This is a genomic window from Butyricicoccus sp. AM78-15b2TA (assembly GCF_027665985.1).
Lineage (GTDB): Bacteria > Bacillota > Clostridia > Oscillospirales > Butyricicoccaceae > Agathobaculum > Agathobaculum butyriciproducens.
Genome location: NZ_JAQEHY010000001.1, coordinates 193,965 through 212,580 on the forward strand (window position 1 = coordinate 193,965; position 18,616 = coordinate 212,580).

The 18,616-nt window shown below is 56.0% G+C and carries 16 protein-coding genes and 2 tRNA genes; 10 read left to right on the top strand and 8 right to left on the bottom strand.

Annotated features, from left to right (window positions below):
* The first annotated feature begins 73 nt into the window (after positions 1–73).
* From PGS25_RS01115 to PGS25_RS01135, 5 genes are all read left to right on the top strand, one after another.
* On the top strand, positions 74–1,522 hold the full coding sequence (locus PGS25_RS01115) for a spore germination protein (protein ID WP_270417386.1): 1,449 nt from the start codon (positions 74–76) through the stop codon (positions 1,520–1,522).
* On the top strand, positions 1,519–2,145 hold the full coding sequence (locus PGS25_RS01120) for a Ger(x)C family spore germination protein (protein ID WP_270417387.1): 627 nt from the start codon (positions 1,519–1,521) through the stop codon (positions 2,143–2,145). The genes PGS25_RS01115 and PGS25_RS01120 overlap by 4 nt, the downstream gene beginning before the upstream one ends.
* Complete coding sequence (locus PGS25_RS01125; RefSeq protein WP_270417388.1) at positions 2,138–2,968, top strand: hypothetical protein; 831 nt, start codon at positions 2,138–2,140, stop codon at positions 2,966–2,968. Before PGS25_RS01120 ends, PGS25_RS01125 begins: the two co-directional genes overlap by 8 nt.
* 167 nt (positions 2,969–3,135) lie before the next feature.
* Positions 3,136–3,471 carry an arsenate reductase family protein gene (locus PGS25_RS01130; RefSeq protein ID WP_110436962.1) on the top strand — a complete coding sequence of 112 codons (336 nt, stop codon included), beginning with the start codon at positions 3,136–3,138 and terminating at the stop codon, positions 3,469–3,471.
* 207 nt (positions 3,472–3,678) lie between these two features.
* Positions 3,679–4,095 (top strand): hypothetical protein, encoded by a 417-nt coding sequence (locus PGS25_RS01135; RefSeq protein WP_270417389.1) that lies wholly within the window; start codon positions 3,679–3,681, stop codon positions 4,093–4,095.
* Positions 4,096–4,487: 392 nt separating this feature from the next.
* Here the strand turns inward: PGS25_RS01135 and PGS25_RS01140 are convergent, their stop codons facing one another.
* The 7 genes from PGS25_RS01140 to PGS25_RS01170 form a co-directional block, all read right to left on the bottom strand.
* Positions 4,488–5,846 (bottom strand): PFL family protein, encoded by a 1,359-nt coding sequence (locus PGS25_RS01140; protein WP_110437238.1) that lies wholly within the window; start codon positions 5,844–5,846, stop codon positions 4,488–4,490.
* A 72-nt stretch (positions 5,847–5,918) separates the two neighbouring features.
* Positions 5,919–6,188, bottom strand: a complete 270-nt coding sequence (locus PGS25_RS01145) for an ACT domain-containing protein (protein WP_117490297.1) — start codon at positions 6,186–6,188, stop codon at positions 5,919–5,921.
* 81 nt (positions 6,189–6,269) lie between these two features.
* The gene (hemW, locus tag PGS25_RS01150) at positions 6,270–7,412 is read right to left on the bottom strand and encodes a radical SAM family heme chaperone HemW (protein WP_270417390.1); all 1,143 of its coding nucleotides are present in this window, start codon (positions 7,410–7,412) and stop codon (positions 6,270–6,272) included.
* Positions 7,399–9,210 carry a translation elongation factor 4 gene (lepA, locus tag PGS25_RS01155; protein ID WP_110436966.1) on the bottom strand — a complete coding sequence of 604 codons (1,812 nt, stop codon included), beginning with the start codon at positions 9,208–9,210 and terminating at the stop codon, positions 7,399–7,401. The genes hemW and lepA overlap by 14 nt, the downstream gene beginning before the upstream one ends.
* 595 nt (positions 9,211–9,805) lie before the next feature.
* Positions 9,806–9,881, bottom strand: a tRNA-Gly gene (locus tag PGS25_RS01160).
* Positions 9,882–10,099: 218 nt separating this feature from the next.
* Positions 10,100–10,175 (bottom strand) — tRNA-Phe (locus PGS25_RS01165).
* 224 nt (positions 10,176–10,399) lie between these two features.
* Complete coding sequence (locus PGS25_RS01170) at positions 10,400–11,086, bottom strand: hypothetical protein (RefSeq protein WP_270417391.1); 687 nt, start codon at positions 11,084–11,086, stop codon at positions 10,400–10,402.
* Positions 11,087–11,284: 198 nt separating this feature from the next.
* Between PGS25_RS01170 and PGS25_RS01175 the strand changes: the two genes are divergently transcribed.
* The 5 genes from PGS25_RS01175 (at position 11,285) to PGS25_RS01195 (ending at position 17,117) form a co-directional block, all read left to right on the top strand.
* Positions 11,285–11,818 (top strand): RNA polymerase sigma factor, encoded by a 534-nt coding sequence (locus PGS25_RS01175; RefSeq protein ID WP_270417392.1) that lies wholly within the window; start codon positions 11,285–11,287, stop codon positions 11,816–11,818.
* Positions 11,819–12,499: a DUF4367 domain-containing protein gene (locus PGS25_RS01180; RefSeq protein WP_270417393.1), complete on the top strand. Its 681-nt coding sequence runs from the start codon at positions 11,819–11,821 to the stop codon at positions 12,497–12,499.
* Between the two features lie 130 nt (positions 12,500–12,629).
* Entirely contained in the window at positions 12,630–14,639 is a 2,010-nt protein-coding gene (locus tag PGS25_RS01185) for an S-layer homology domain-containing protein (protein WP_270417394.1), read from the top strand.
* A gap of 24 nt (positions 14,640–14,663) precedes the next feature.
* Positions 14,664–16,094, top strand: coding sequence for an MBOAT family O-acyltransferase (locus PGS25_RS01190; protein WP_270417395.1), 1,431 nt, complete (start codon positions 14,664–14,666; stop codon positions 16,092–16,094).
* Between the two features lie 12 nt (positions 16,095–16,106).
* The gene (locus PGS25_RS01195; RefSeq protein WP_270417396.1) at positions 16,107–17,117 is read left to right on the top strand and encodes a hypothetical protein; all 1,011 of its coding nucleotides are present in this window, start codon (positions 16,107–16,109) and stop codon (positions 17,115–17,117) included.
* 58 nt (positions 17,118–17,175) lie between these two features.
* On the opposite strand, the gene PGS25_RS01200 is transcribed toward PGS25_RS01195, so the two are convergent.
* Positions 17,176–18,591: an alanine/glycine:cation symporter family protein gene (locus PGS25_RS01200; protein WP_270417397.1), complete on the bottom strand. Its 1,416-nt coding sequence runs from the start codon at positions 18,589–18,591 to the stop codon at positions 17,176–17,178.
* Positions 18,592–18,616: the final 25 nt, after the last annotated feature.

Here is an 18,616-nt window from a genome sequence, read left to right on the forward strand (position 1 = left end):
CTCATCCCGCCCTGCAAGATAACTTTCTGAATAATTTTTATCATAGTGTGCACCCTAACTTGGGGGTGAAACTATGGAAACGATCACATTTACCGCCGATCTGGAACGAAACATCCGCATGATGCAGGAGCTGTTCCGGAACGACGATACACTTATCATCCGGCGTGCCATCGGTCAAAACGGACTGCGCTGCGCGCTGTTTTTCTTTGACGGCATGGTAAATTCCCTTGCCATCAACCAGAGCCTTGTGCGGCCTATCCTGCGCTGTGAGCAGGCGCGGCTTTCCGCCGATGTGCTCGCCGCCACCGTGCTCCAAGCCGACGAATGCCGCGTGGAAACCGATATGAACAAGGTATTTGCCGCCTTTCTCTACGGCGATGCCATTGTGCTGACCGACGGCGATTCACGTCCGGTGCTTGTGAACACCAAGGGCTTCGACAAGCGCAGCACCGCCGAGCCGGAAAACGAGCGCGTGCTTTCCGGCCCGCGGGAGGGCTTCACCGAGTGCTTTATGCCCAATCTGGCGCTCATCCGCCGCCGCGTGAACGACCCTCGGCTGAAATTCCGGTTTATGCGCGTCGGCAGCCGCACGAACACCAACGTGTGCCTGTGCTATATCGCCGGACTGTGTGAAAACAGTCTGGTTGAGCGTCTGGAAACACGTCTGACCGCGCTCGATATCGACAGCGTGCTCGACTCCAACTATCTTGCCGAGCGCATACGCGACCACCGCTGGTCGCCGTTTCCGACACTCGGCACGACCGAACGACCGGACGTTGCCGCTTCCCGTATGCTGGAGGGTCGGTGTGTCCTTGTCGTGGACGGCAGTCCGGTAGCGCTCACAGCGCCGTTTCTGTTTCAGGAGTGCTTTCAGTCCAACGATGACTACTATATCAGCTTTCTGCAGGCGAATCTTTCGCGCATCCTGCGTGTCATCGGATTTGTATTCACGATCACGTTTCCGGCGGTCTATGCCGCGCTCATGCTTTATCACCGTGAACTCGTGCCCGCGCGGCTGCTGTTTGCCGTCTCCGCCGCACAGCGCGGCGTTCCCCTTCCCATCGGTTGGGAGATTTTGCTCATGCTGTTCGTGCTCGAGGCACTCAAGGAAGCCGGAGCGCGAACGCCCGGTGCCATGGGACAGACGATGAGCATTGTCGGCGGTCTGGTGCTCGGTGACGCGGCAGTTTCCGCGCGATTTGCCGCCGCACCGACCGTTATCGTAGTCGCTATCGCGGGTGTCACCGGTCTGATGGTACCCAAACTGCAGACCGCTGCCCTGTGGCTTCGCTTCGTGCTGCTCGCTGCTGCAGCCTCCTGGGGACTGTACGGCATTGGTCTTGCACTCGGATTAACACTCGCAGCACTGTGCCGCATGCACTCGTGCTCGGTACCGTACCTGCTCAATCTGGTGCCGCGCATCTCCGCCGAGCACGAGGACACCTGGCTTCGCTATCCATGGTTTTTCATGCGCTGCGACCGCTTTGCCGTCAAACGCCCGTCGAAGGAGGAACGCCCGTGAAGCTGCTCAGATTCCTGCCGCTGCTGCTGTTGCTGTGCGGCTGTGCGAGAGAGGTTTCGCCGGTATCCGCACTTGCGCTCGACTGCAAAAACGGTGTATACTGCCTGACCGCCGAGGTTGTGCGGCAGGACTCGCCGGATGACACCGCCGCTCCGGCTTACCTGTCCGCTACCGGAACCGATGTGACGGACGCGCTGCGCAATCTGCGCAGTATCCTGCCGGGAGACCTGTATTTGAGCCATGCACAGGTGCTGCTTTTAAGCGAGGATGCGGTTTCCGAGAGCATTCTTCCGCTGGCGGACTATCTTTGCCGTGAAAACGATGTGCGGCTCAGCCTGCGGGCAGCCGTCGTGCGGGACAGCTCTGCTGCCGAGCTGCTGGAGAACGACAACGAGGTGTACGCGCTCAGCGAGCTGCTTGACCGCTCCGCGCAGGACGGCGTTCTGCCGGATATGCCGCTGTACCGCGTCACCGATGTGCTGCACGCAGACGGCACGGCCATTCTTCCGGCCTTGCGCGTGGATGCGTTCGGGCAGACGGCACCGGCAGGCACGGCAGTGTTCAAAAACGAACGGCTGAACTGCTTTTTAGACGGTGAGATTGGCGGTGGTGCCTATGCGTGAGCGGCTGTTTCCGCGGTGGTGTACGGCGCTGTTTGCCCTGCTGCCGATGAGTGAATTACTGTATCTTCCCGCCGACGGGCAGAGCGTGTACGCCGCTGCACTCGCGTGTACGGTCTGTGCACTGGCCGGTATCGGAGCGGCAAGGCTGTCCGACCGTGTTCGGCATTCGGCTCCTGCACAATGGGTGCTCGCCCTGACCTCGCTGTTTCCGCTGCTTGCATCCATCGCCCGCATGAGCATTTTCCTGCAGAAGACCGTGTTCACCGGACGCTCATGCGGCAGCACAGTTGTGTTGCTGACAGTCTGCATCCTGCTCACGGCCTCAATGGGGCTCAACCGCTGTGCCATGTGGGCACTGCCGATCGCGTGGCTTGCCGGTGCGGTACTCCTGCTCTCCGGTGTGCTGACACTCACGCAGCTTACGCCCGCAAACTTTTCCGCACCGACAACGGCATTGCTGCCGCAATTCCGGCATATTCTGTACTCCCTGCTGCCGGTATCGGTCGTACTGGCGTTATCTCTGCCGGAGGCCAAGCTGTCCGCAAGCGTGTCGCGCGGACTCAGCGCAGGTGGTGCATTGCTCGCACTCCTGCTGCTGCGCACAGTGCTGCTGCTTGGAGCAAACACTGCTGCCCTGCTCCCCTATCCGGCGTTCACTGCCGCCGGACTGGCTGCCGTCGGCAATTTTGCCCGACACGGCGAGGTATTCTTCGCAGTGCCTCTCCTCCTGTGTGAGATTGGCCGATGCGCCGCACTTGTCTGCGTGCTGCTGTATCCGTTCACACGCACCTGCGGCGTTTTGCACCTGCGCCGACCGCAATAGGATTTGGGCAACACCGCACAATTAAAGCTGCGGCTCCTTGCGCAGGCTCCGGTCGCGCTGTCGCGGCGCTTTGCGCAAATCGCTCTTGTTCAATTATGCGGTATTGCCCTTGTTTTCCTCTCCCAGTTCTGCTATAATGCAAACAGCAGAGCAAAGGAGATTACGGCATGAATATTCAGATTTTCGGCAAAAACAAGTGTTTTGACACCAAAAAGGCGCAGCGATGGTTCAAGGAGCGCGGCATTAAATTCCAGATGATCGACCTTGCGCAAAAGGGCATGTCCAAGGGTGAACTGGACAGCGTGCTGAAGGCTGTCGGCGGACTGGACAACCTGCTCGACCAGAAAAGCAAGAGTTATGCGTCGCTTGCCTACCTCGCCTACGACGAGGATAAGAAGGAAAAGCTGCTCGAGGACGGCACGCTGATGAAAACGCCAATTGTCCGCAACGGCCGTCAGGCAACTGTCGGCTACCAGCCCGATGTTTGGGAGCAGTGGGAATAACTTCTCCAAAGCCGTTCTATGCCTCAGAACGGCTTTTTCCGTGTCCGTTGTCCGCTTTAGTGCCTTGTATAAAATATTTTTAGGAAAATGCTGTCATTTCGCAAAATATACCCTCTTTCTGTATCTGCTGTCTGATAAACTATGTTCGATAATAAGAAGCGGCATTGATTTATACTTCTGATTTCATGCGAAAGTGAGGGAGAGCTCATGAAGAGAAAAGGCAAGCGTTTTCTTGTTCTGCTGACCACCGCCAGCCTGAGTCTGAATATGCTCGGCATCAGCGCTTTTGCAGCAGAAGATTCTCCGGAGACGGACGCTGCTTTCGTTTCAGAGATCTCAAACAACGAGACCGATTTATCTGTAAACCGTCCAGATTCCGATGTTCCGGAGGTTTCCTACGAGCCGATCATTATCGACATTCCTGATGGACCGATTCCGGCCGGTGAAACCTGGGATAACGAGGCTTCGGCTACAGATATTGCAGAGAACGATATTCCAACGGCTGACAGCTTCAAGGAGCACCTGTCCGGCGGCTCATCCAAACTGTGGATAACCGTAGGGGTTGTCTCCGGTGCAGGCGTGATTTTCACTACCATGTGCCAGAAAGGCAACGAGAATCGGTAAAAACCATAAACGCCCGCTCATTTTTGAGCGGGCGTCAGTCTGTCAAAAAAGTATTATTTTAATTTTTACGCTTCGTGCAGCAGCACGCATAAAATAGAATTTGCGGAGCAAATTCATAAAAAGTCGGGGCGTGTACGCGCAGCGCGACCGAGAAGGCGCGCAAGGATAGCGCCTGACTTTTTATACAAGGGAAGAAAAAATGTGCCCGCAGGGCGCGGTTTTTCTTCAGTATTCGCTCGAAAGCGTGGTTTCGAGCGAGAGGCTGCTCGAAAAACGAAGTTTTTCGACAGTCTCACGCCCGCTCATTTTTGAGCGGGCGTCTTTTCGTCTCACCGGCATAGCATAAAAACAGCTCAGACATTGCTGAGCTGTTTTTTATGCGCTTTATGCAGTTAGTTCTTGAGACTCTGAATCGGAGCCGGAATACGACCTCCACGGTTAATGAACTTCGCAGGAGAACCGGTCTTGATCGGCATGATCGGAGCCGAGCCAAGCAGGCCGCCGAACTCGACCATATCACCGACTCCCTTGCCGATGGCCGGGATAACACGGACAGCAGTGGTCTTGGTGTTGACAACGCCGATTGCGATCTCGTCCGCGATCAGGCCGGAAATAACCTCAGCGGTGGTGTCACCCGGGACAGCAACCATGTCGATACCAACCGAGCATACCGCAGTCATTGCTTCGAGCTTCTCAAGGGTCAGTGCGCCTGCCTGAGCCGCCGCAATCATGCCCTCGTCCTCGGAAACCGGAATGAATGCGCCGGACAGACCGCCGACACTCGAGGATGCCATAACGCCGCCCTTCTTAACGGCATCATTCAGCATCGCGAGGATTGCGGTCGTGCCGCAGCCGCCGCAGACCTCCAGACCAACTTCCTCCAGAATACGCGCAACCGAGTCACCGATAGCCGGCGTCGGTGCGAGAGACAGGTCAACGATGCCGAACGGCACACCCAGGCGCTGGCTTGCCAGTGCGCCAACCAGCTGGCCCATACGGGTGATCTTGAACGCAGTTTTCTTGATCACGTCAGCTACCTCGCCGATGGAGCAGTCACCTGCACGGCGGATGGCGGACTGTACAACGCCCGGGCCGGAAACGCCGACGTTGATAACGGTTTCCGGCTCACCGATGCCATGGAACGCACCGGCCATGAACGGGTTATCGTCTACCGCGTTGGCAAAAACGACCAGCTTGGAGCAGCCCATGGAATCGTTGTCCTTGGTCAGTTCTGCGGTCTGCTTGATGATGCGGCCCATCAGACCGATGGCATCCAGATTGACGCCCGCCTTGGTGGACGCAACGTTGACCGACGAGCAGACCAGATTGGTCTCCGCCATTGCCTCCGGAATAGAGTTGATCAGGATTTCATCGCCCTTGGCGAAGCCCTTCTGCACCAGCGCCGAGAAACCGCCGACAAAGTTAACGCCGGTGGTCGCAGCGGCACGGTCAAGCGCCTTGGCCAGCGGTACATAGCTGTTCGCCGAGGAGGTCGCACCGACCATGGCGATCGGCGTTACCGAAATACGCTTGTTGATGATCGGGATACCAAGCTCGCGCTCAATCTGCTCACCGGTGGCAACCAGCTTTTCCGCGCGGCGCGTTACCTTGTCGTATACCTTGTCTGCCAGCACATTGATGTCGTCCGCCGCAAGGTCGCGCAGCGAAATGCCCATCGTGATGGTACGAATGTCGAGGTGCTCCTCCTCGATCATCTTAATGGTTTCCAGAATATCTTTCGTGTTGATCATAGACATTTAACTAAACCTCCTGAAAAATTGAGAGTTGAGAATCGGTTACCTGCTCTCGATTCCGTCAATTTGTCAGATTTTGTGCATTGCGTCAAAGATGTCCTCATGCATGGTGTGAATCTTCATGCCGAGCTCCTCACCATCCTTGTCAAGCAGGTCGATGAGCGTGTTGAAGTCTACGGTGCACTTATCAATGTTTACCAGCATGACCATTGCAAATACATCGTCCATTACATTCTGAGAAATGTCGATGATGTTGACCTGCTGCTCATAGAGCGTGTTCGAAATCTTGGCGATGATACCGGTGCGGTCCTTGCCTGTTACTGTGATTACTGCGCGCATGTTGATTCCTCCATTTTTGCGTATATGTTAATTTATCACAAACAAATGAATAATGGAAAATTGAGAATCCGTCGTTCTCAATTATTCTCCGGCTTCCACCACGGTATTGATAATACTGTTGGAAACCAGAAAGCCCTGTTCGGTGAGATACCACCGTGTACCCTCGTGAGCGGCAAGACCGTGCTTTTCCAGCATGCGGAATACCTGCTCGTAAGGAGCCGTACTGACATGGTATCGGTTTTCGAGATCGTGCATATCCGCACCGTCCGAGGTACGCAGACGCACCATCAGGTATTCGCCCTGCCGCCGGAAGTCCGAGACCTCCTCCTCGTCCTGCGGGATGCTCTCACCGCTGATATAAGCCCTGATATCCCGGGCAAACGCGAACCGGCGGCCATTCAGGAAAGAATGGGCGCCCGGTCCCAGTCCGAGATAGTCGGAAAGATCCCAGTATTTGAAATTATGCCGGGAACGAAAACCCGGTTTTGCGAAATTTGATATTTCATAGTGCTCGAAGCCGTTCCTGCCGAGCAGTCTGCACATGGCAAGATAGGTATCTGCCTGCGTGTCGTCATCCGGCAGAACCGGATTTTCACGTCCCATCGGTGTTGCAGGCTCCAGTTTGAGTCCGTAGCACGACAAATGCTGCGGGTTCAGCGTCAAACACTGCGTTACCGAGTCGAGAAACTGCGCCTGCGTCTGGTCCGGCAGGCCGTACATCAAGTCAAGGCTGATGTTGGTAAAGCCGCACTGCCGTGCGAGTTCTACGGCTGCCTGTGCCTGCGCAAAGTCGTGGATACGACCGATGCGTTTAAGCTCGGTGTCGTGCGCCGCCTGCACGCCAAACGAGAGCCGGTTGACGCCGTGCTTATGCATGGCCTCCAGCACCGCTTGATCCGTGCTCTCCGGATTGCATTCCACCGTGATTTCGGCGTTTTCCGCAATTGTAAAGCATGCCCCAACCGCCTGTAAAATCTCGCTGAGATAGCCTGCGCCAAGGCAGGTCGGCGTACCGCCGCCGATGTACACGGTATCGACCGTGTAACCGGAACAGCGTTCGCCGTACGCCTTTATATCACGAATCAGCGCCGCCGTGTAATCGGCTTTGAGTGACGCATCCGTGATCGAATAAAAATCGCAGTACGCGCACTTTTTCACGCAGAACGGGATGTGCAGGTAGAGGCCGAGCAGCTTGCCGCCTGTTGCAGCGTTAGTTTTCCTCATCGAGTTTAAGCACAGCCATAAAAGCCTCGGTCGGCAGCTGAACCGTACCGAGCGCACGCATCTTCTTCTTGCCTTCCTTCTGCTTTTCTAGCAGCTTCTTCTTACGCGTGATATCGCCGCCGTAGCACTTAGCCAGTACGTCCTTGCGGAGCGCCTTGACGGTTTCACGAGCGATGACCTTGCCGCCGATGGCTGCCTGGATCGGCACCTCGAACAGCTGGCGCGGGATATTCTCCTTCAGCTTTTCACAGATACGGCGGGCACGGCCGTAGGCCTTGTCACGGTGCGCGATAAAGGACAGCGCGTCCACCTGATCGCCGTTGAGCAGCATATCGACCTTAACAAGATCGCTCTTGCGATAGTCGATAAATTCATAATCGAGCGATGCATACCCCTTGGTACGAGCCTTGAGCGCGTCGAAAAAGTCATAAATGATCTCACCGGTCGGCATTTCGTAGTGCAGCTCAACCAGATTGGAGTCCAGATACTGCATATCCTTAAAAATGCCGCGGCGGTCCTGGCACATCGGCATGATGTTGCCGACAAACTCCTGCGGCGTCATGATGGACGCCTTGACATACGGCTCGCGAGCCTCCTCGATAACATCCGGGCTCGGATAATCGTGCGGATTATCGCAGCGCTGCACGGTGCCGTCGGTCTTGCTGACCTCATAGATAACGCTCGGCAGCGTGGTGACGAGGTCAAGGTCGAACTCGCGTTCGAGCCGCTCCTGAATGATCTCCATGTGCAGCATACCAAGGAAGCCGCAGCGGAAGCCGAAGCCGAGTGCGACCGAGCTTTCCGGCTCAAACGACAGCGCTGCGTCATTGAGCTGCAGCTTTTCAAGTGCGTCGCGCAGGTCAGGGTACTTAGAGCCGTCCTCGGTGTAAATACCGCAGAATACCATCGGACGTGCCGGACGATAGCCGGGCAGCGCCTCCGGCGTCGGATTTTCCACACCGGTAACGGTATCGCCGACACGAGTGTCGGATACCTTTTTAATAGAGGCGGTAAAGTAGCCTACCTCACCGGCACACAGCTCCTGCTGCGGAGACAGACCGAGCGGCAGCATGTAGCCGCACTCAAGCACCTGAAATTCGGCACCGGTGGCCATCATTTTGACCTTCATGCCCGGGCAGATCTTGCCGTCAAGCAGGCGCATATAAACGACAACGCCCTTGTACGGGTCGTACTGGCTGTCGAACACGAGCGCACGCAGCGGCGCATCCGCATCGCCCTCCGGTGCCGGAATATCGGTTACGATACGCTCGAGCACCTCGTGAATGTTGATATTCATTTTTGCGGAAATTTCGGGCGAGTCCTCTGCCGGAATGCCGATGATATCCTCGATCTCCTTCTTGACGCGCGGCGCGTCTGCCGCCGGCAAGTCGATCTTGTTGATGACCGGCACGACCTCCAGACCGGCGTCAATGGCAAGATAGGTGTTGCCGAGCGTCTGCGCCTCAATACCCTGTGCCGCATCAACGACCAGAAGCGCACCCTCACACGCCGCCAGAGAACGTGAAACCTCATAGTTGAAGTCCACATGCCCCGGGGTGTCGATCAGGTTCATTTCGTAGGTCTTGCCGTTGTCCGCGGTGTATTCCATGCGGACAGCGCGCGCCTTGATGGTAATGCCGCGCTCGCGCTCAAGCTCCATATTGTCGAGTAACTGCTCCTCCATTTCACGCACGGAAACGGCCTTGCACTGCTCCAGCAGACGGTCTGCCAGCGTAGATTTGCCGTGGTCAATATGCGCAATGATGGAGAAATTGCGAATTTGCTCGCGATTTTTCACGTCGAAAGCTCCTTATCTGTAAACTGTAAAGCGAACAAGGTAATACCGCATAATTGAACAAGTGTGATTTGCGAGTAAATTTTGCGTACTGACTATACGCAGTTTTGCGGTAATACTTGCTGTATTACCGTGAAACCGGAACGAAGTCAGGGCGCAAAATTTCCGCAAAGCACCGCAGCTTTCATTGTGCGGTGTTACCTCAAATATAGGCTCATTATAGCATATTTGACAGGGTGTCACAAGCGTTCTTTCGCAGTTTGCGTTTGTTTCTCTGCTGCAAACGTGAATTTTGTATTTTTTCATAAATTTCATTTTCTGATAAGGGGAATTTCATGCAAAGCGGTTATTGCACTATCATGGTGAAGCGGTAAACCGGCAAAGAATTAACAGCAGCTGGCGGTTTGGGTAAAACAAAAAGCACCGAATACATCGGTGCTTTTTGACTCGGAGCGGCTGACGAGGCTCAAACTCGCATCCACACCCCGCAAAAGCCGCAGGCTTTCACGGGGACCCCGACCTCTGATTTTACGAAGGTGGAGGAAGCGAGTGTGCTGCGGATAAAAAAAACACCGAATTACATCGGTGTCCTTTGATTTGGAGCGGCTGACGAGGCTCGAACTCGCTACCTCCACCTTGGCAAGGTGGCGCTCTACCAGATGAGCTACAGCCGCATATTTAATTGTTGGCGTTACACGCTGACGCGATTTTTTCACTCTAAGCTGAGTTAGCAAACGCTGCGAATTGAACGCTCACGGGCGGAATCGCTTTTTCTGCGGAAAAAGCCACGCTGGTTGAAATATGCCACCGGCATATTTCCAAGAGCCAGCTTTCGATTCCTCAGCACGGAGGTATTATTTTTTAATGAGTGTCAATGGCACTCATTAAAAAATGGTGCCTCCGGGCGGAATCGAACCACCGACACGGGGATTTTCAGTCCCCTGCTCTACCGACTGAGCTACAGAGGCGTTTTTTACAGCGCTTGTTTAGTATATTATATTCTCTCGGAAATGTCAACAACTTTTTTCAAAAATTTTTGTATATTCTGCAAGCAGGAGAAAACAGTCACAGAAGCTCAGCCTGCGACTGTTTCACTTTTCTCTGCCGTTTTGTGGCGGATTTGTCCCCACAACAAGTCCGCCGCTCTATCCTTTTCATGCGGGAGCAGCCACACGGTGCAGCCCAAAATAGTTCAAGCGAAACGCGCCTCCTTTATGTATGCCTGGTCATCTATACTGTCTGCCGCCTGCCTTGCCGTTTCAAATGTCGGATAGCGTTCTCTGCAAACCTCATCATCCGCCGATACGGCAGCCGACAGACTAATCTGTGAATCAATCGAGTCCAGTTTCCACACACCGTTCTCCTTCTTCATGGTCGCAGTGATGGTATCCCGATTGACCGGCAGCTCCACCGAAAATCCCTGCTCCGGATTGCCGGAGATCCGTTTATCCCAAACAACGGTCTGTGCCTGCACCACCGCCGTCATTCGGTCTGCATACAGCCGCACGCTGTCAAATCGGCAGTCGGCCACGCCGCCGGACTCGCTGTATTCTACATCAGAATCGCAAGCCGTCAGAAAATCCTCGTTCAGTGCAATGTATCGTTTTCGGCAGGGATTTTCCTCGGTGTAATACCGCTCCACGCGCGAAGCGTATGCCGTCTGCAGTTCCGTGCGTTCCCGCTCGGTCAGCTCGGCCGGTGAGCCGGTCTCCGACGGATAGCACCCTATCTGTATCTGCGTTTCCATCGCGCCGAGGAACGCCCTCTGTACATTTTTTGCTTCCTGCGCACGATCGGAGACAACGGCCGCACCGCCTGTGCAGACAGCTGCCGCAGCCAGTACGCCGCCTAATCGAAACCATATCCTGCGATTGTTCATGCACTCCCTCCTTTTCGGCTCTCCTGTCCTGCTCATACTATATAGACGAATGTCCTTCCGGTTTTGTGACACACTCCCGCAAAAATTTTTGAATTTTTTCGGCATGAGAAAAACCGGCCTGCAAATCCGCTCTTTGGATTGCACAGCCGGACACAATATGCTATAATCTGCTAAAATAACAGGCAGGAAGGCGTAAAAATGTTTCTCTATCTGGCAATGATCGACTCGGATGCAGACAAGTCCAAGTTCGAGATTCTTTACAGCGAATACAAAAATCTGATGTACTACACCGCAAACCGCATTCTGCGCAACAGCAGCGATGCGGAGGACGTGGTGCATCAGGCTTTTCTCAAAGTCATCGAAATTCTGGATACCATTTCTTCACCAAGGTGTCACAAAACGCGTGCGCTGCTCGTCACTATTACCGAGCACAAAGCGATCGACCTGTACCGCGAAAAGCAGCGCCGCAATGTCCTGCCGGTTGTCGAAGAATATGTCGGAGCCGCGCCTGCTGCCGAGATCGAGCGTCTCGCCGAGCGCGACACACTGGCCGCCGCTATCGCGTCCCTGCCGCCGCGTTACCGCTCGGTCCTGCTCCTGCGGTACGACTGCGGCTATTCCAACGCGGAGATTGCGAATATTCTGGATACGACCGAGCCGAACGTGCGCAAGCTCATCCAGCGTGCCAAGGAAAAACTCAGCGCAGCGCTGAGCGGGATGGAGGAACCGTAAATGAAGATCACTGACGATATGCTGTCCGCGCAGGCCGCCGAAGCGCGCGAACTGTGGCTGCAAGCCTGCACGCCGGATGCGCTGCCCGAGCACCGTTTCTCCCGAAAATTCCGGCGTGAAATGCGCCGTCTGGTGCGTGCACAAAAGCACTCTGCGGCGTTTAACCGGAGCCTCCGTCTTGCGCGCCGCACGGCCGCTGTTCTGCTGCTTTCCGCTGCGGTTTCGTTCGGCTGCGCGATGAGCGTAGAGGCATACCGCGTATCGCTTATCAATACTGTCGTGCGCGTGTTTAACGACCTGACCGACTATCGTTTTTCATCGGCCCTGCCGTCCGAAACCGACAGCAAGGCGTTCACACCGCCGGTTCTGTCCGGTCTGCCGGATACCATGCACAAAACCGATGAGCGCAGCACACCCAACGGCTATACCGTCACCTACGAGAGCACTACCGATTTTCTTGACCTGACCTGCACCCGGATTACAGATACTTCAGAGGCACACAAGTTTGTGGACACGGAAAACGCATCTGTTACCGAATTTACTCTGCATGGCAGTCCGGTTACGATGATTGAGAAAAACGGCACAGTCACGCTCCTCTGGACGCAAGATGACATCGTCTATCACCTGTACAGCAGCCTCTCCGCCGATACCTGCCGTAAACTCATCGAGAATCTGCAGTGATTCTCTGCTGATATTGCAAAGAATTGCTATTGCGGCCTGCCCTTCCGCGGTGTTATAATGATAAATTGTGAAAGTGTATAAACCACGCGCATGATTTTCTGCGCGAAAACAATCACGGAGGTTTACTCTTTTGAAAAAACATCGCTATACCGCGGCGGCCGTAATGCTCAGTCTTTCGATGCTGACCGGCACCGCTGCCGCCGATTATTCCGATCTAAAGCCGCACTGGGCCGAGCAGGCCATGGAATTCGCCGTACAGTCCAATCTGATGGACGGCATTTCGGAATATACCTTTGCTGCAGATGCACCTGCGACCCGCGCCTGTCTGGTGCAGGCGCTGTACCGCATGGAGCACGCGCCTGCGGCTGACACAGTGCTTACCTTTCAGGATGTCGCGGAGGATGCGTCCTTCCTGACCGCGGTTCAGTGGGGTGTGTCCAACGGCATCATCACCGGTTACAGCGACACGGTATTTCGCCCCGGCACCTCACTTACGCGCGAGCAGTTCGCCGTTATGCTGTACCGCTTTGCCGAATACAAAAAGCTGGATGTGACGGCACAAAGCGTGCTCTCCGGCTACACGGATGCTTCTTCGATTCATCCGTATGCGCAGGCCGCCATGCAGTGGGCCAACGCCGAGGGACTGATCACCGGCACGACTGCGACCACACTGTCTCCGCAGCGCACGGTCTCCCGCGCACAGCTGGCGACTATTTTGCAGCGTTTTGCGCCGATGGTCTCCTACCAGCAGCGGGAAACCGATGCGCCGAAGCCGCCGCAGACTCATTCCTACACAGCCTTCACCACCAAACTGGGTGACGTGACGCGCAGCGAGACCGAACAGGACCTGACCGAAGTTCATCGAGCGACCCGCCGTTACACGGACGGTCAGGGCTGCGCGGTCGAGATGGGACACTCTGCCGCCGTACTGGACGCACCCGCACACACAGCCGCGCAGTTTGAGATGAAGGGCACGTCCGGCACGGTTCGCTGGTACGACACCGCAGCTTCCTCATGGAAACAGCAGCCGCTCACTGCGGGTACGCTGCCGAGCGGCATGTACTTCCTGCGGGTGGACGGCGTGGACAGCATTCTCGTCACGCCGATGACCTATGCCGCGCGAGACAACGGCATGATCGAGTATTTTCCGGGCAAAAACGGCTCTCTGAAGATCGAGCGGACAGCTTCCGGCTTTCGGTTCTCCGTGCAGGTTGCGGCTCTTACGCAGGGCACCTACAGCGACTATCTGCTGCTGACTTCTCAGCAGACGCTCATCGACTGGAGCGACCCGTCCATGCTCAGCCGCTGGGCGAACTACAGCCTGATCGGCACCAACCGCTGGTGCTACAACGGCTACTACTATACCGCGCCTTCGACCTACTATCCGTTCGATGAGAACTACTTCTACTCGCTTCCGGCGGCGCATATTGCCGGCAAGATGGCAAACGACACCGATCAGCCGGCCTCCCGCGCGATCGGTCTGGCGATGATCGACCTGATGCGCGAGCAGCAGAACGAGTACGGCTTTATCCCCTCTCAGGCAGGCAGCACCTGGCTCAAGACGGATTACGGCATCGAACCCGGCTACTACGACACCCGCTTCAACACGGATTTCTGGCTGGCGAATATCAACGCAGCCGAAAACTTCGGCGTGACCGGCTGGCTGGACAAGACCCGCAAGTATGCGGATTTTCTCGTCAGCTTTGCCGAGCAGCATCACTTCACCTTCGGGGCCGGCGATGACGAGGGATGGCTCGTGCAGGATTACTGGCACCCGAACGGAGAGTCCTCGCCGACACACGCTTCGCTCAACCATCATGCCGCCGAAGCCGAATTCCTGTACCGGATGGCAGACGCAGTTAATGAGGACAGCTACGCCGTTCTCGCTGACCGCATGGTGCGCGGCATTGAGCAGAGCGAACTGCTGTGGTACAAGCCGGACGGTGATCTGAACTACTCCTACAAGCCGGACGGCACCTGTTCCGGTCAGGATTATCCGTATTTGACCTACAACGACCTGCTTGAGCTGCAGCGGCTGTATGCAGCCCGGCACGGTCAGGAAAATCCGGCGATCGCCCGTTTGCTGCAGGTCAAGCTGACCTGGATGAATAAAAACGGCGTGACCGGCTACAACAAATAATTTTGGGGACGGAGAGAAATAAACGTGACACCAAATTCATTCGCTTATATCGTCTTTCTGGTGATAGGCGCACTCATTTACCACCCACTGTCACAGAAGGCCAAGAAACCGTTTCTTCTGCTGCTGAGCATCTGTTTTTACGCCATCGGCGGTGTAAAATTTCTGCCGTTGCTGGCGCTGACCGTTGCCTTCAACTTCTTTGCGGCGCAAAAGCTGGAACGCACCGAGCGTAAGCGCGGTCTGCTCACGCTGGTGCTTGTGCTCAACCTCGGCGCACTCGGGTTATTCAAATACCTCGGCTTTTTCGGAGAGCTGCTCGGCTGCACCGGTGTGCAGCTCAGTCTGCCTCAGCTTGCCCTGCCGATCGGCATTTCGTTCTACACGTTCGTCATCTGCGGCTATATGATCGACGTGTACCGCGGTCGTGAAGCCGAGCGCAATTTCCTCGATTTTGCGCTGTTCACCACCTTTTTTCCGGCAATCCTGTCCGGCCCGATCGAGCGCTCGAAGAGCCTGCTCCCGCAGTTCAAGCAGCCGCGCCGCGCAAACGCGGACGATGTGCGCTTTGCCGCCGAACGGCTGATCGAGGGCACGGTCAAGAAGGTGCTGCTCGCGGATAATCTGGCGATTCTGGTCAACACCGCATACGCCGATCCGGCGCAGTTTTCCGGTCTGGAGCTGGCGTTCGCCGCGGTGGCGTATGCCCTGCAGATCTACTGCGACTTTTCCGCCTACTCCGACATGGCGATCGGCTCCGCGCGGCTGTTCGGCATTACGCTGATGGAAAACTTCCACGCACCGTACATGGCGCAAAGCTCCAAGGAATTCTGGCACAGATGGCACATTTCCTTGTCCACCTGGTTCCGCGACTACTTATATTTCCCGCTCGGCGGCAGCCGCAAAGGCAAAGCGCGCACCTACATCAACGTGCTGATCGTGTTCGCACTGAGCGGCCTGTGGCACGGTGCCGCCATGAAATATGTGCTCTGGGGACTGCTGTTCGGCGTTTTTCAGGTTATCGGCGGCCTGCTGACACCGGCAAAGCAGCGCCTGTGCGCTGCACTGCACATCCCGTGGGACGCAGGCTGGCTGCAGATCATCCGTGTGATTATCACCTTCGGCCTTTCCACGTTTGCGTGGATATTCTTCCGCGCGGATTCCGCTTTGCAGGCGTGTGCTATTATCAAACGCATTGTGACGGCGGCAGGCGCATGCTTCCCGCTTAACCTGACGCATCTCGGTCTGACCGAGCGTGCGCTGCATGTGCTTGCCGTGAGCCTCATCGGACTGGTGCTGACCGACATCATCGGTGACCGGTTCCCGCTGCGGGAAAAGCTGCTGGGGACGGTCTGGCTCCGGTACGCGGTCTGGGTTATCCTGCTGGCAGTGACGGCCGTGTGCGGCGCGTACGGCACCGGATTCAACCCGCAGGAATTCGTCTATTTCCAGTTTTAAGGAGGAATCGCCGTGAAACACATTTTCAAGAGAGAACCGGCGGCTTTCCTTGCCGCTGCGGCAGTGCTCGGCGGTATCCTCGCCGGTGCGACCCATTATCTCACACCGCAGCAGCATGATTACGGCTCGGTCTGGGGCATGTACGAGCAGGAGCAGACGGATTCGATCGACGTGCTGTTTTTCGGCTCGTCCGTCGCCTACTGTGATGTAGTACCTGCCGTATACTGGGAAAACTCCGGTCTGACCGCCTTTGTGCAGGCCGGACCCGAGCAGCCGCTTCCGCTGACACTGGATTACTTAAAGGAAAGCCTGCGTACACAGTCACCCAAGGCGGTTTTCGTGGAGTGCACCGGTATAGCGTTCCGTAAATACATGGGCTTCACCAAGACCAACATCGGTCAGATGCCGTGGGGCATCAATCGTCTGCACGCGACCTTTTTTAATGCCGAACCCGAGGTCCGCAAGGGACTGCTGTTTCCGCTGTACTTCTATCACGACCGCTGGACGACTCTCAAGAGCGAGGACGTGCAGCCGTACACCGAGGATATGCTGGCCGGCTACACCTTTCTGTCCGGCGGCACGGACAAGGGTCCGGACGACTGCGAAACGGTTGATATTGCCCCGGAGGACTGGGCGCGCAATATGGACGCCCTCGAGGACATTTACGCGCTCTGCCGCAGCAACAACATTCAGCTGGTGCTGTACCGTGCCCCGACAAAGCGTCTGCACGATGCCGACTGGAACAAGCTGACCGCGCAGTTTGACGGACGCGAGGGTGTATCGACACTGAATTGCAGCGACTACACCGCGCAGATTGCCGCAGATCCGGAAAGCGACTTCTACGACTCACTGCATTACAACTGTGTCGGTGCGGAGAAATTCAGTGCGTTTCTCGCGGACTGGACGAAGAACAATCTCTCGATCTCGCCGGATGAAACGCAGAATACCGTGCTGTGGACGGCACGCCTGCAGCATTTCCGTGATTTAACGGCAAATCCGCCGCAGGAGGACACAAGCGCATAACAAAAAAGGGACTGCTGCACAGGTTTTATCCTTGTGCAGCAGTCCTTTGCTTATGCGCTTATTTCCAGAAATCAGTTTCTTCCTTGATGCCGATGTTCTTCGCATGAAATACCGGATTCTCACCGCGCTTGCGGCTTGCGACGTAATCGTTCAGACACCTGATGGCCGTGCCGCCAAGAATCAGGATGGTCGGCACGTTGACTACGACAATCATACCCTGCAGCATATCCGCAGTATCCCATACCAGACCGGCGTTTGCAATCGCACCGATGAACACGATGGCTGTAGCAAACAGGCGGAAGAAGAGCAGCTCATGCTTTTTGATGCTGCGATGCAGGATGAACTCCAGACAGCCCTCGCAGTACGAGTAGTTGCCGAGCAGCGTGGTGAACGCGAACAGCATCATCGCCACTGCCAGGAACACCGGACCTGCCGCGCCGAGCGTGGATGCGATAGCGTTCTGCACATAAACCGCACCGGCGATTTCCTCGGTCGGAACAACGTTGGTGGACAGACACATGAACGCCGTTGCCGTACAGATGAGCAGCGTGTCAATGAATACGGACAGCATCTGCACCAGACCCTGCTTGGCCGGATGAGAAACAGATGCGGTTGCGGCTGCATTCGGCGCAGAGCCCATACCTGCTTCGTTCGAGTACAGACCGCGCTTTACGCCGTACATGATGCAGCTGCCGGAGAAGCCGCCCATCACAGACTGGAGGTCAAATGCGTTGTGGAAGATGGACGCGAACATGCCCGGTACATTCCTGATGTTCAGGCAGATAATGAGCAGCGAAACCAGTACATACAGAATACCCATGAACGGAACAAGGATTTCGGTGATGCTTGCCAGACGCTTTGCGCCGCCGAGTACCATTACGCCGAACAGGAACGCCAGAATGACACCGATGAACGCCGGCGTGATAACCGGATGGTAGAACTTGAACACAGAGAACGTAGACTGCAGATTGTACGCTGCCAGCATGTTATAGCCGACTGCGTAGATCAGGATGATGAGCACCGAGAAGATGACACCCAACCAGCGCTTGCCGAGTGCATCGCGCATATAGTACGCAGGACCGCCGTAGCAGCTGCCGTCCGGTGCACGCTTTTTGTAAATCTGCGCGAGCGTAGACTCGATGAAGGCGGTTGCACCGCCGAGCAGTGCGGTTACCCACATCCAGAAGATGGCGCCCGGTCCGCCGAGGCAGATTGCCGTGGATACACCGATGATGTTGCCCGTGCCGACACGCGACGCGGTGGAGATCATGAGTGCGCCGAACGAGGAAATGCTCCCCTCGCTTTCCGGCTTCTCCATGATGACCCTGCACGCATCCCTGAACAGACGAATCTGGATGAACTTGCATCGGAACGTGAAGTAAATACCGCTGACTACCAGAAACAACGGCACAAACCATGGCTGATACAGCACGCCTGATATTGCTGCGATAACGGAGTTGATCGTTTCCAACATAATTTCTATTCCCTTTCCAAAGTAC

Bases quoted from the DNA above. Each gene is read 5' to 3' on its own strand.
- PGS25_RS01140 (WP_110437238.1), bottom strand. From the start codon at position 5,846: ATGATCAACACGAAAGATATTCTGGAAACCATTAAGATGATCGAGGAG.
- PGS25_RS01170 (WP_270417391.1), bottom strand. From the start codon at position 11,086: ATGAACAATCGCAGGATATGGTTTCGATTAGGCGGCGTACTGGCTGCG.
- hemW (WP_270417390.1), bottom strand. From the start codon at position 7,412: ATGAGGAAAACTAACGCTGCAACAGGCGGCAAGCTGCTCGGCCTCTAC.
- PGS25_RS01115 (WP_270417386.1), top strand. From the start codon at position 74: ATGGAAACGATCACATTTACCGCCGATCTGGAACGAAACATCCGCATG.
- PGS25_RS01130 (WP_110436962.1), top strand. From the start codon at position 3,136: ATGAATATTCAGATTTTCGGCAAAAACAAGTGTTTTGACACCAAAAAG.
- PGS25_RS01175 (WP_270417392.1), top strand. From the start codon at position 11,285: ATGTTTCTCTATCTGGCAATGATCGACTCGGATGCAGACAAGTCCAAG.
- PGS25_RS01135 (WP_270417389.1), top strand. From the start codon at position 3,679: ATGAAGAGAAAAGGCAAGCGTTTTCTTGTTCTGCTGACCACCGCCAGC.
- PGS25_RS01200 (WP_270417397.1), bottom strand. From the start codon at position 18,591: ATGTTGGAAACGATCAACTCCGTTATCGCAGCAATATCAGGCGTGCTG.
- PGS25_RS01145 (WP_117490297.1), bottom strand. From the start codon at position 6,188: ATGCGCGCAGTAATCACAGTAACAGGCAAGGACCGCACCGGTATCATC.
- PGS25_RS01180 (WP_270417393.1), top strand. From the start codon at position 11,819: ATGAAGATCACTGACGATATGCTGTCCGCGCAGGCCGCCGAAGCGCGC.
- PGS25_RS01125 (WP_270417388.1), top strand. From the start codon at position 2,138: ATGCGTGAGCGGCTGTTTCCGCGGTGGTGTACGGCGCTGTTTGCCCTG.